Source organism: Marinifilum fragile JCM 15579 (assembly GCF_001310955.1).
Lineage (GTDB): Bacteria > Bacteroidota > Bacteroidia > Bacteroidales > Marinifilaceae > Marinifilum > Marinifilum fragile.
In genome coordinates this window covers 129,102-142,369 of record NZ_BAZX01000001.1, presented here as the reverse complement: position 1 = coordinate 142,369, position 13,268 = coordinate 129,102, and the positions used below count along the sequence as shown (strand labels likewise).

The 13,268-nt window shown below is 34.6% G+C and carries 12 protein-coding genes; 5 read left to right on the top strand and 7 right to left on the bottom strand.

What is annotated here, in order from left to right:
* Positions 1 to 46 precede the first annotated feature (46 nt).
* Both JCM15579_RS00710 and JCM15579_RS00705 read right to left on the bottom strand, forming a co-directional pair.
* Positions 47 to 757: a carboxypeptidase-like regulatory domain-containing protein gene (locus JCM15579_RS00710; protein ID WP_054714290.1), complete on the bottom strand. Its 711-nt coding sequence runs from the start codon at positions 755 to 757 to the stop codon at positions 47 to 49.
* 35 nt (positions 758 to 792) lie between these two features.
* Entirely contained in the window at positions 793 to 1,365 is a 573-nt protein-coding gene (locus JCM15579_RS00705; RefSeq protein ID WP_054714287.1) for a nitroreductase family protein, read from the bottom strand.
* A gap of 172 nt (positions 1,366 to 1,537) precedes the next feature.
* Between JCM15579_RS00705 and JCM15579_RS00700 the strand changes: the two genes are divergently transcribed.
* Both JCM15579_RS00700 and JCM15579_RS00695 read left to right on the top strand, forming a co-directional pair.
* Positions 1,538 to 2,629 carry an adenylate/guanylate cyclase domain-containing protein gene (locus JCM15579_RS00700; RefSeq protein ID WP_054714284.1) on the top strand — a complete coding sequence of 364 codons (1,092 nt, stop codon included), beginning with the start codon at positions 1,538 to 1,540 and terminating at the stop codon, positions 2,627 to 2,629.
* 41 nt (positions 2,630 to 2,670) lie between these two features.
* Positions 2,671 to 3,552, top strand: a complete 882-nt coding sequence (locus JCM15579_RS00695; protein ID WP_054714281.1) for a DUF6268 family outer membrane beta-barrel protein — start codon at positions 2,671 to 2,673, stop codon at positions 3,550 to 3,552.
* A gap of 32 nt (positions 3,553 to 3,584) precedes the next feature.
* Here the strand turns inward: JCM15579_RS00695 and JCM15579_RS00690 are convergent, their stop codons facing one another.
* Positions 3,585 to 4,166, bottom strand: a complete 582-nt coding sequence (locus JCM15579_RS00690) for a superoxide dismutase (RefSeq protein ID WP_054714278.1) — start codon at positions 4,164 to 4,166, stop codon at positions 3,585 to 3,587.
* 127 nt (positions 4,167 to 4,293) lie between these two features.
* Positions 4,294 to 4,896 (bottom strand): superoxide dismutase, encoded by a 603-nt coding sequence (locus tag JCM15579_RS00685; RefSeq protein WP_054714275.1) that lies wholly within the window; start codon positions 4,894 to 4,896, stop codon positions 4,294 to 4,296.
* Between the two features lie 182 nt (positions 4,897 to 5,078).
* Between JCM15579_RS00685 and JCM15579_RS00680 the strand changes: the two genes are divergently transcribed.
* Entirely contained in the window at positions 5,079 to 6,383 is a 1,305-nt protein-coding gene (locus tag JCM15579_RS00680) for an MATE family efflux transporter (protein WP_054714271.1), read from the top strand.
* Here the strand turns inward: JCM15579_RS00680 and JCM15579_RS00675 are convergent.
* Positions 6,376 to 7,065: a hypothetical protein gene (locus JCM15579_RS00675; protein WP_054714268.1), complete on the bottom strand. Its 690-nt coding sequence runs from the start codon at positions 7,063 to 7,065 to the stop codon at positions 6,376 to 6,378. The genes JCM15579_RS00680 and JCM15579_RS00675 overlap by 8 nt on opposite strands.
* Positions 7,066 to 7,173: 108 nt before the next feature.
* Here JCM15579_RS00675 and folE point away from each other — a divergent pair, with 108 nt between their 5' ends.
* Positions 7,174 to 7,800, top strand: a complete 627-nt coding sequence (gene folE, locus JCM15579_RS00670; protein WP_054714266.1) for a GTP cyclohydrolase I FolE — start codon at positions 7,174 to 7,176, stop codon at positions 7,798 to 7,800.
* 174 nt (positions 7,801 to 7,974) lie between these two features.
* Positions 7,975 to 8,898, top strand: coding sequence for an ACP S-malonyltransferase (gene fabD / locus JCM15579_RS00665; RefSeq protein ID WP_054714264.1), 924 nt, complete (start codon positions 7,975 to 7,977; stop codon positions 8,896 to 8,898).
* 12 nt (positions 8,899 to 8,910) lie between these two features.
* Here the strand turns inward: fabD and JCM15579_RS00660 are convergent, their stop codons facing one another.
* Together JCM15579_RS00660 and JCM15579_RS00655 are read right to left on the bottom strand one after the other, a co-directional pair.
* Entirely contained in the window at positions 8,911 to 11,886 is a 2,976-nt protein-coding gene (locus JCM15579_RS00660) for a PEP/pyruvate-binding domain-containing protein (protein WP_054714262.1), read from the bottom strand.
* A gap of 340 nt (positions 11,887 to 12,226) precedes the next feature.
* Entirely contained in the window at positions 12,227 to 13,267 is a 1,041-nt protein-coding gene (locus JCM15579_RS00655) for a 2-oxoacid:ferredoxin oxidoreductase subunit beta (RefSeq protein WP_054714260.1), read from the bottom strand.
* Position 13,268 lies beyond the last annotated feature (1 nt).

Below are 13,268 nucleotides of genomic sequence, written 5' to 3'. Positions count from 1 at the left end.
TTTAGATTTGTAAAAAAAAGCGGTGAAATTCTCACCGCTTTTTTTATTACTTTTCTTTAATTCCGTATCGATACATTTGCTTTAAGGTGGTTATTTCCTTATCGGTAACCAAATTATCAGGAATTTTCATGTTCTTCTTGCGTTTTAATCGTTGTACTTCGGGTAAAGTTCTAAGTGTACTTACACCTGCAACCATATCCTGAGGAACCATTGCTTTATGCTCATTTTCTATCACATGCTGCTTTATCAACAAATCTGTATTTGCTTTGGCATCCATTTTATCAGGTCGCTTGGTTAAGGCCTCGTAGGTAGCCGAGTTCACATTGTTCTTTGCTCGAACATATTCTGGTGTATTTACCTTGGCGTTAATAAAGGCTTCTCTAAAATCACCAAATCGAGGTAAAATCAACACCTCTTGCAGCGAAACAGTATCCTTTGCCATAAATACCCCAAAAAGATATGAATCTTGTTTTAGACTATCGCTAACTACAACTTGAACATTTTGATATCCAACGTAAGAATATTGAATGGTATCGCCAGCATTTACCCAAAATGAGAAGCGGCCAAAAGAATTTGATGTACCCGCTTTTTTATTATTTATCCGATAGTGTGCATAAGGCAATGGTGACAATTCTTCCTGATCCATAACCGCACCCGTAAAAAATAATGAATCTGTCCTTATCTTCTGTGCATTTAGCTTCTCTGTTGCAAGAACAAAACAAAAAAGAGCAATACAACCAATCACATATCTTCTCATTTTACCAGCTTTTTATTAACTCCGCAGAGTTACAATTACAATTCTTCCAATATTATCTCATCGATACTACGTTTTGGCACATGATGAACTCCCTTTTCATCTCTCCAATACTTGATATCTCCATCTTTCATTTCTTCAATAACTACCTCTTCTTTCGGTTTTCCCAAAGCAATTACCTGAATAATTGAATACCCTTCTTCAATTTTTAACAGCTCACGAAGTTCTTTATTCTTAAATGCATGAATAATGCAACCTCCAAAACCACTTTCAACTACGCCTAGCAACAAATTTTGAACCGCAATTCCATCGTCACTAAAATAATTTTTACCCAGCTCCTCATCATTAATCATGATCACATATGCTGATGGCCTTTCACCTTTTTCGGGTCCTGCCCAATCTTTCAAATAACCAGCCCAAGCCAGATGCTTAAATACTTCTTCGCACATCCCATCTGATAATACAATTTTATACTTAATGGTTTGCGCATTTCTACCAGAGGCTCCAAGTCTTGCTAAATCAATCCAACTCTTAACCTGCTCCGAAGTTATTTTCTCACTTTCGTAAAATCTCCTGTAACTTCTGTTTTTAGCAACTAAATCTTTTAACATTGCTTAATTTATTATTTTAATAATTTATGTGCTTTATTTATATTATCAAACAAATTGCAACACTTACTTTATAAATTAATTGATTTTTCTCTTTTCATCAAAGAAATAAGTAAATCTATTTAAATTTTATTCTTTGTAATATTAAATTTCAATTTGGCAAAATCCAATAAGTATGTTGAAATACAATAAAAACACTCGTAAAGTTATCATAGACTTCTTAATTATTATTACGATATGGATAGCTGCTGTATTTATTTGGGATATTCTAACCAGCTTTAATCCAAAGATTGAAGGTGAGATTCCCAAGCATATTTCAGTTGCAGAAATGAATAAACTAAATCTAGTTTTAGCAGGCTTATTTTTGGGAGGAATATTTGGCATTCTAAATGTTTTTATCAAACGCAAACAAGAACGTCTTCGAAAAAAATCATATGGACAGATTATTTTCTTCTATAGTATTATTCATATCTTCTTAACTATAGTAACAATATTCCTAGTTGGTATTGCATCTCAATTGATTTTAAAAGGTGAAATATCAAGAGAAACATTGCTGGAAATAAGAAGGTTTGTGAAATCAAGTGATTTTTTCAGAATTGTAACTTTTACGTATTTGGTAAGTGCTACTATTATCCTATTTCAGATTATCAATCAAAAATTTGGTCCAGGTGTTCTTCTTGATTTATTGCTTGGCAAATACCGTCAACCTAAAGAGGTTAAAATGATATTCTTATTTATGGATTTAAAATCATCTACAACTTATGCAGAAAAGTTAGGACATGTAAAATACAGTCAACTCATTCAAGATTGTTTTAGCGACTTAACCCTTGCGGTTAATGAGTTTGATGCGAATATATACCAGTATATTGGAGATGAAGTTGTCCTTATATGGCCTTATAATGATGGTATTAAAAATGCCAAGTGCATTAAAATATTTTTCAGATTTAAGGAATATCTGCAAAAAAGGTCTGATCATTACATGAAATCTTATGGTTTTCTTCCTCAGTTTAAAGCAGGCATAAATGGTGGTACGTTAATGGCCGCAGAAGTAGGTGTAATAAAGCGTTCCATTGCCTACCATGGTGATGTAATTAATACTGCTTCAAGAATTCAAGGCCTCTGTAATTCTTTCAACGAAGAATTTTTGGCATCAAAATTGATAATTACGGATCTGGCTTTTTATAACTCTTTCAATTATTCCTTTATTGATAATATTCAGCTAAAGGGTAAAAAAGAAAGAGTTGACATCTATGCCATTAAACAATAGTACTAAATATTTGTTTATTAAGTAATTTACAAAAACTCAATATGAATAAAATTTTATTAATAACTGCCATAATTTTGGGTATAATACTTCCCTCTCAAGCCCAAATGCTGCAAGAAAAATTTGGAGCTGATTACGTATTTATTGGCAAAGGTGATTCGGATACTGGAAATGATATTTCTTTTGAGAAATATGACTTTAGATTTAGCATTCATAAAAAGCTAAAAACTCCAGGAAGAAGAATCTTTCATACCTTTAACTATGCGGGTGTCAAAATTGATTATGGAACTACTCCTTTACTAGGAACCGATTTAAAAAATTTCCACACCATTTCATATACATTTGGTTATGCACGTCCATTAAAAAAAGGTTGGTATCTGACAGCCTTTATCAAGCCTAATATTTCTTCCAACTTCGAATCCTCTGTTAGTTTCGACGAGCTAAATTTATTTGGAATGGCTTTGTTTAGCAAACCCATCAATCAAAATAAGAGTATGATATTAAATTTAGGAGCAATTTATTCGAATACCATTGGGGTACCTGCTCCTATTCCAGTTGTAAGTTTAAATTGGAAACCAAATAAAAAATGGAACATAAATTTCGGTTTCCCAATGCTTGATATAAATTATAAGGCTAGTGAAAAAACTACATTAGGAGCGAATCTATTTATTGCTGGTGAAAATTTCACATTAACAGATAAACTTGTATATAATAATGAAATAAGTCCAATTGATAATGTTAGTATTATGAATGTTGGAGGAGGTTTATTTCTGAAGCAAAAATTATCCAAAAAAATAAGTCTAAACGTAAATTCAGGCTATACACTATATAGAAACTTCGAATTTAAGGATGGTAATGATACGATCAATGATTTTGACCTAGACAATAATATATTTATAAAAGCTGGTATCTCAGTAAGTATCTAAAAAAAGGGTGATTTAAAATCACCCTTTTTTGTTTATTCTTCGAATCGTTTTTCAACCAGTTCCCAATTAATAATATTCCAGAAGTTTTCGATATACTTAGGACGTGCATTCTGAGTATCCAGATAGTAGGCATGCTCCCATACATCCATTGTAAGAATAGGAATAAAACCATCACGAAGAGGATTGCCTGCATTCTTTGTCTTCAAAATTGCTAATTTCCCAGCAGTATCCACTACCAACCAAACCCATCCTGAACCAAATAAGGTAGCTCCCGCTTTCGAAAACTCAGCCTTAAAATTATCAAAAGAACCAAAAGAAGCTTCAATGGCAGCTTTCAACTTTCCATTTGGTTCGGCACTAGCATTTGGCTTAAATGCTTCAAAATAAAAAGTGTGGTTATAAACCTGGGCTCCATTATTGAAGATTCCTCCTTCCGAATGCTTTACAATATCTTCCAGACTAGCATCTTCAAACGCAGTTCCTTTTATTAAATTATTCAGATTTGTAATGTAAGCTTGGTGATGTTTTCCGTAGTGAAATTCAAGTGTTTTCTTACTAATATAAGGCTCTAATGCGCCCAATTCATAAGGTAAGGCAGGTAGTTTGTGTTCCATTTTTTATTGTTTTTTGATTTCCCCTTCAATTTCACAATAAAAAATCACAAATTCAATAAAAAAATACAAAAAGGCCGATTCCTTATAAAAAGAACCGGCCCCAAAATCAAAAAAACAATAAACAAAACTAATCCTGAAAGCGTTTAACCACTTCCTCCCAATTGATTACTTCCCAGAAAACTGAGATATAATCAGGTCTTCTATTTTGAAACTTTAAGTAATATGCGTGCTCCCAAACATCCAATCCCAAAATTGGAGTTCCTTTTACATCAGCAATATCCATCAATGGATTATCCTGATTTGCCGTAGATGTAACTACCAACTTGCCATCAGCTTGCTTTACCAGCCAAGCCCAACCTGAACCGAACCTTGTTGCTGCTGCTTTCGAAAACTCTTCTTTAAAAGCATCAAACGATCCAAAATCTTTTTCGATCGCGGTAAGTAAATCTCCACTTGGTTTTCCGCCCCCGTTAGGCGACATTACTTTCCAGAACAAATCATGGTTATAAAATCCACCTCCGTTATTTCTAACAGCAACAGAATGTTGTGAAATATTGGCTAGAATTTCTTCAATACTCTTGCCTTCTAAATCGGTTCCTGCTATAGCAGCGTTTAAATTATTTGTATATCCTGCATGATGCTTAGAATGGTGAATTTCCATTGTTCTGGCATCAATATGCGGTTCTAACGCATCGTATGCATAAGCTAATTTTGGTAACTCAAATGCCATATATTTTATATTTTCTTATGGTTGATATTGGTTTATTTGTCACTAGAAGCAAATCTAATTTTTACTCAGATTAATTCCAAATTATTTAAAGACTTTTTTGTCTTTTATTTCAAAGACCAAATGTTTTTCCATTAAAACAGGATTTTTAACTACTTTCGTTCTCTAAAATAAAAAGCTAAACCGTGAACAAAAAAATCCTAAATATCGCAGTACCCAACATAGTTAGTAACATCACCATTCCTTTGTTAGGACTTGTTGACTTAGCTTTAATGGGGCACTTGGGAAAAGTAGATTTTATTGGTGCGATAGCTTTAGGAGGTACCATTTTTAATTTTTTATACTGGGGTTTTGCTTTTTTAAGAATGGGAACTACAGGAATTACTGCTCAAGCATATGGTGCCAGAAACTTAAGCGAATCTATACTGTCTTTATCACGGGCTCTTACTGTTGCTTTAGCTGGTAGTGTTCTTATTTTAATACTTCAAAAACCAATAGCTATACTTAGCTTTTGGTTAATCGAGAGTGAAGAATCGGTTGAAAACATTGCAAAATCATATTTTTATATAAGAGTTTGGGCAGCTCCGGCTACCATTGGTCTTTATGCATTAAACGGATGGTTCATTGGTATGCAAAATGCCAAAACTCCAATGCTAATCGCAATTGTGGGGAATATTATTAACATATCTCTATCGGCATTTTTTGTGTATGGATTAATGCTAGATGCAAAAGGTGTAGCCTTAGGCACCTTAATTGCTCAGTACTGCAGTTTATTTTTAGCATTATTCTTCATCCTAAAAAATTACAAGCGCTTATTTAAGTATTGGAGCATTAAAGGCATGATGAAAGTTAATGAATTGAAACACTTTTTTCTAGTCAACAAGGATATTTTCATCAGAACTCTCTGTATTATATTTGTCTTCACCTTCTTTACCACCGAATCAGCAAGTGTGAACAAAGAGATTCTTGCCGTTAATTCCTTACTGCTTCAGTTCCTTTTTATATTTTCCTATTTTATGGATGGATTTGCTTTTGCTGCAGAAGCTTTAGTAGGTAAATTTATTGGTGCAAACAATTCCCAAAATCTATCTCGGGTGATTAAATTGTTATTCATCTGGGGTATTGGAATCAGCATTTTATTTACGGGTGTATACGGATTATTTGGTATTGATATCTTGTCAATACTCACCGATGCTGAATCTACCATTACCATTGCCAGAGATTATTTAAAATGGATTGTAATTCTGCCCCTTCTAAGCTTTGCATCCTTCCTAATGGATGGAATATTTATTGGTGCCACAGCTTCTAGTTATATGCGAAAAACAATGATGGCAGCAACTATTCTAATTTTTATTCCGCTTTATTACTTTTTAAACGGCATTTTGGAAAATCATGGACTTTGGATTGCAATGTTAGGTTTCATGTTTACACGTGGACTTTTTCAAACCATTTATTACAAAAAAGCCATATTGGTTCACTTCTCTAAGTAAATGAAACCAGTTCATTAAAAACCTCTTCAATTGTTTCATTAACTACTTTTATCATTTGCTCGTCAGGAGTAATCTTGAAATGTGCATTTTCGATCTTTTCAAGCACATAAAAAAGCTGTATTAACTTCACATTTTCCTTGTGGCAGATATAAAGCAAATTTGCACCTTCCCTACTGATTACGTCGGGATAATTTTTGATATAAGCATTGGCCAGGGTGTTTAAACTTGTTGGAATGGCATTGCAAGTAATTCCACTCACCTTTTTTAAATCAGAAAACACCTCGGGAATCAGTGTGTCGTTTTCTAATATCTCGTTTTTAAATGGATCTTCGTTTTTATTTCGTTGTTGTAAGTCAAAGATTGAAGCAAAATTACTTTCCTCACCAATTCCGATGTCGCCAAAATAATCATCAATAATACATACCAGCTGATTTTTTTCAAGCTGATCTTTTAAAGAGTAGCATTGTCCAAATTGCAAAACCATATCATACTTGTATTTACCAATAGCTTTAGTATACTCATAAGCCAACATACTACCTCCATATCCCGATATAAGGATATCTACGGATTGATCTTGATATTTGAAACGAGCATAATTTTGGCCCAAATTTTCCTCTAATTCAAGTTGTGAAATAAAATATTTGAGCACATCAAATGTCTCTGTAATGATTAAAATATGCATAAATGCAAGAACTTAGCTAAAACAAAGCTCCTAAAAGTTTGTTTATTAGGTGAAATTATTACTTATTTTGCAGAGCAATACAACGACTTATTAAAAACACTGTGACGAATGGAATTTTCAATTAACGGACAAGGAGATAAAGGATTCACAAAAATAGAAAAATACAATCAGGAAACTACAGAAGAACTGATGTATCACTATAAAAAAGTTTTAGAATTACTTGGTGAGGATGCTAAACGCGAAGGTTTGGAGAAAACTCCTTTGCGTGTTGCCAAAGCCATGCAGTTCTTAACTCAAGGGTATCACATTAAACCAGAAGATATTTTACGATCGGCAATGTTTAAAGAAGACTATAAGCAAATGGTGATTGTAAAAGATATTGAGGTTTATTCGATGTGTGAACACCACATGTTACCTTTTGTTGGAAGAGCTCATGTAGCCTACATTCCCAATGGATATATTACCGGACTTAGCAAAATAGCCCGTGTAGTAGATGCATTTGCTCGCCGCTTGCAGGTGCAAGAACGTTTAACTACTCAAATTAAAGACTGTATTAATGATACGCTTAGTCCTTTAGGCGTTGCTGTGGTTATTGAAGCTCAGCACATGTGCATGTCGATGCGTGGTGTTCAAAAACAAAATTCAATTACAACTACTTCCGATTTTACGGGAGCATTTGAAAATCTTGCCACTCGTGAAGAGTTTATTCGATTAATTTCGGCAAAAACTATCTAAAAAAATTTATCAACTTTACAGGTATTAAGTATATTAATCCGTTGGCAATACAATTCTAAAATTGCAGATTGCGAACGGATTAAATATATTTGTGCCCGGAATATTTCAAAACTTACCATGATTTTCATTCTATATGTATGGATATAGAGTGATTATTACAAATTGAAAAAAAGTATGAAAGCATATGTATTTCCAGGGCAAGGAGCCCAATTTGTTGGTATGGGTAAAGACCTATACGAAAATTCGGAACTTGCTAAGGAACTTTTCGAAAAAGCTAACGAAATTCTAGGTTTCCGCATTACTGATTTAATGTTTGAAGGAACTGATGAAGATCTAAGACAAACTAAAGTTACTCAACCTGCAATTTTCTTGCATTCAGTAATTTTAGCTAAAACACTTGGTGAAGATTTCAAACCTGAAATGGTTGCTGGTCACTCATTAGGTGAATTCTCTGCATTGGTTGCAAACGGAACTTTATCTTTTGAAGATGGCTTAAAATTGGTTTCTCAACGTGCTTTGGCTATGCAAAAAGCTTGTGAAATGGAACCTTCAACAATGGCTGCAATTATCGGTTTAGATGATGAAACTGTTGAGAAAATTTGTGCAGAAATCGAAGAAGTAGTTGTTCCTGCTAACTTCAACTGTCCAGGTCAGTTGGTTATTTCTGGTAGCATGAAAGGTATCGAAATTGCTTGCGAAAAGTTAAAAGAAGCTGGTGCAAAAAGAGCTTTACCATTGAAAGTTGGCGGTGCATTCCATTCTCCTTTAATGGAGCCTGCTCGTGTTGAGTTGGAAGAAGCTATCGAAAATACAAACTTCTCTACTCCAAGCTGTCCAGTTTACCAAAACGTAAATGCAAAACCTGTTACAGATCCATCTGAAATCAAGAAAAACCTTGTTGCTCAGTTAACTGCTCCGGTACGTTTTACTCAAACCTTGGTAAATATGATTGCTGATGGTGCAAGTTCATTCACTGAAGTTGGTCCTGGTAAAGTAATCCAAGGATTAGTGAAGAAAGTTGATCGTAAAATGGAACTGCTGGTATTGATTCATACCAAGGTTAATCCAAAAATTCACGAATATAAAAAGGAGGCTTAAAGCCTCCTTTTTCTATTTAAAACTAATAACACTAGTTTGTTTCCTTCCATCCATTAAAATCTCCAATGGCTCCTTAAATCGAACATGTTTGAAATAATGAATTTGTTCAATTTTCTCTTGCTTGTCTAGCACTTCCATGTTCACAAAATTCTGTTCTGAATTGTTCTTAACTGAAAAATACCCAACATTCATAGAGGTTACGTTGTGGAAGAAATGTGAACCCAATGAAGCATCCAATGGGAAATCATCCAAGCCTTGCTCCACAATTACTTTTGCATTTGAGATTTGTGACCAAAGAACTGGAATCCCTGTAAACTTATCACGTGTTCCCCAACGTCCAGGACCAAACAATACATACTGACGATCTTGCTCTTTCATTTTTTGATTAAGTTTCTCCATCTCCTCCGCCATTTCTTCGGTCTTGGTTCTGTCAAACTTACTTAAATCCATATAGATTACATCGCGGATATGGTTCACCGTTCCGTTACCCATACCTTTATTTGCAAGCATTACAAGTTTGTTGCGATTCACCTGTGACATGTCAATATCAACACTCATTTCCTGACGTATCAATGGTTTAATCTGCAACAAATAGAAGGTCGGGTTGCCATCTTTACCTTTCGATAAATCCACAGCATACTCTATTTCTACCGGAGCACCCATTGCTTGCTTAAAGATATTCAACAATACGCTTAAGGCATGTGAAATTGGTACCTGATTGTATTTTAAGATGTTTGCAAAATCAACCACTCGTGGTCCACGTAAATTCAAATCTGGCTCTAACCTGTCGTTCTGGAAATCGTAAACCGAAGCACAGTGTAATAAATTGCCATCTTTCTCTGCCTGTGCCAGCTCATACTTAATGGTTACAGCATCTTCTCCATCGTTAATCAAATCTATATTCTCCTTTTGCATATCTATCGCATAGAAGTACTTCTGAGAATCTTTAATCTGATCTTCGATTGAAGCCAACTGCAGCTTAGGATGCTCAGGACAGAATCGATGAGTTTTTTCTCCACCAACAACATATTTACCCAAACCAATGGCCATTACAGAAAATCCATCTTCCGGTTTCATGTACGAGAAAGGATAATAGTTGTAGGACTGTGCTACACCACTAATATTAGGATAGAACTTGCCATTGTATTCCTGACCAACAACTTCTTGAATGATTACAGCCATTTTCTCCTCTTCAATTTTGTAATCAACTGCGCTGAAGTACGATTGCGCTTCAGGTGTGAAGATTGAGGCATAAATTAACTTGATAGCCGTAATCAACTGTTGGTATCTCACTTCGATATCCGGATCGTTATTTGGCAACAAATAAGTCGCATAAACTCCTGCAAAAGGCTGCATCAACGAATCCTCAAATAATCCCGAAGATCTAACCGCAATTGGTTTATTAATCTCTTCGAGATACTGGCGAAGCTTATTTCCTAATTTATCTGGAATATCTCCTTTAATGAATAATTCTTTTACCTTCTTGTAGTTCTTATCAAGGTAAATCTTATCGTAAAGATTATTTTTCTCAATAAAGTTATCATACTCATCAACCCCAACAATAGCCGTTTTTGGAATCGAGACATTAATATCCTTGATTAATTTCTTGAAGTATATGTTCTCAATAAAGTTACTTAAGAATGCCAGACCACGACCTTTACCCCCTAAAGAACCTCTACCCAAACGAACAATGTAGTGGTTAGAATTAACAATATTGGGTTTGAATCGAATGATTCTCCCTCTTAATTGCTTAATTCTAGAAGCCTCGAATACATCCAAACAAAATTTTCTAAGATCCTTTACGGATTTAAAGTCTTCAATCTGATATCTTCTTAGCTTTTTAGCTACGTTAATCTCTCCACGAGCCATCAGCCAAGTTGAAATTCCGTTTCGTTTAGAGTGGAAAAGCAGCGATTCATCCGGAATATACTTTAATTTTTCCTCGAACTCTTCCATCGATTTTGCAACGGCAACACGCGTACCACTTTGATTGCGGAAAACAAAATCACCAAATCCCAACTTGGTGTAAATAAAATTATAAATATCCAATGCCAAAGTATCGCTGTTTTTATTTATAAAATCAGCATCAACCTGCATTGCTCTAATTGCATTATCGGTATCATGGGATTGCATTAAACATGGAATTCTCATGTTTTTTGCCTGCACATATCTTATTAAGTCAACACCCGAATCATCATCCAATTTGCCATCGCGTGCAAATCGAACATCTGAAATTACACATAGTAGATTTTCAAGATATTTATCCACAACATCTACGGCATCCTCGAATGAGCTTACCAAAATCACTTTCGGACGAGCACGCATCTTTAAAATCTTGTGCAATTCATCAATATCTCCTTCGTCCGAAATCACTTTTTGCGTTTGTGTCATCACCGAGGTATATAACAAAGGAAGATATCTTGAATAGTACTTCACCGAGTCTTCAGCCAAAAGAATTACTCGCACATCTCCACTTTTTGTGTCTGCTTCAAGATTCATTTTGTCTTCGATGTACTTGGTCATTGCCATGAATATCTTGGTTGAACCATTCCATACAAACACACGGTCGATATTGTTCTTGATTTTGTCGGCTGCACGATCGAAATAAGCCAAATCGCTATTATTATTTACCAAAACCAAAACAGGAATATCCGGATTAACCGTTTTTATCTGCTGACTAAGCTCCAAAGGAGATTCTTTATCCAAACCTGCCATTAAAATCACCATATCGTAATGACGATTCTCTAATGCTTCCAATGCTTCTTCATTTGTAGCAACACTTGTAAAACGCGGTGCTGCATACAAATTCAACTGTAAATATTCACCAACAATTTTATCTGAGAATTGTCCCTCTCGAACAATTGTATATGCGTCGTAATAAGTTGCAATCAACAGAATCTCCTTCACTTTGTAAGGCATCAATTCCTGAAAAATATCACGGTCGTTCTTTTTACGCTTATAAATTTTCGAAATCGAAATTTCTTCCATATTCTTTAGCTAATTTATTTAGTGTTGTTCCCTTATTCTATTACAAAGTTACTAATCTTAATGGTCTGTTGGACTACTTCAATATCAGTAATTTTTCAAACTACAATGGTAATTATTTTTATAAAAAAACGGGCTAAAAGGCTATACAAATTACTAATTATTTACAGTTTTTCCCTATTGTATGATTTTATAAATGTGCAATTAGAATTAACTGATCATTCCAAACTACTTAATGCCAATTTGTGATAATATTGATATTGGTATTTGAATTATAAAACTTTCAGAAAAAAAAGAGGGAATCAACGATTCCCTCTTTATTATATCAATTGAAAAGCTTCAATTATTCAACTGTCCAAGTATCTCCACTGTTCAATAAGTCATCCATACATTTGATAGATGATTGTTCCTGAACATCCTTAATTTGCTGTACCATTTTTTCTTCATAAGAAAGGGCAGCAACATCACGAATTACACCAAACGCCACTGGATACTCAGGTGCAGTCATATTCGACAACAACCAGTGCATGTGTGGGTCTGGAGTATGAGCATCATGAATCAATATATCTTGTTCGGTAATACCATGTTCACCAATGGTAACAACTACTAGTTTACCATTACCGCCCATTACCAATCCTTTGTTCTTATCTTTACCAAAAATCATTCTTTCACCATGACGAAGAACCAATTGATATTCTTCTTTGGTGTTCTTATCAGTAATCAAAGAGTGTGTACCATCATTATAGATTACACAATTCTGAAGAACCTCAACAATTGATGTCCCTTTGTGCTTTGTTGCATCCAAAAGAATTTCAGAAGTCAACTTAATATTGGTATCGATTGATCGAGCATAGAACTTAGATTGAGCACCTAATGCCAACTCTGCCGGGTGGAAAGGTTGTTCAATGGTTCCGAATGGAGATGTTTTGGTTACCATTCCATGCTTCGATGTTGGCGAATACTGACCTTTGGTCAAACCATAAATCTCGTTATTGAATAACAAGATAGTCATATCAATATTTCTACGTATAGCATGAATAAAGTGATTACCACCAATTGCCAATGCATCACCATCACCTGAAACCTGAAGGATCTCTAGATCTGGATTTGCCGATTTAGCACCAGAAGCAATTGCAGCTGCTCTACCATGAATTGAATGAAAGCCATAAGTATCCATATAATATGGAAAACGAGAAGAACATCCAATACCTGAGATTACTGCAAAATTCTCTTTTGGTTTACCCAATTGAGCCATTGCTTTCTGTACCGAATTCAAAACACCATGGTCACCACATCCTGGACACCATCTTACTTCCTGATCACTCTTAAAATCTTTTGGAGTCAATTTCTCAGGAGCTGGTTGCTTTAATAATGTATCTACCATG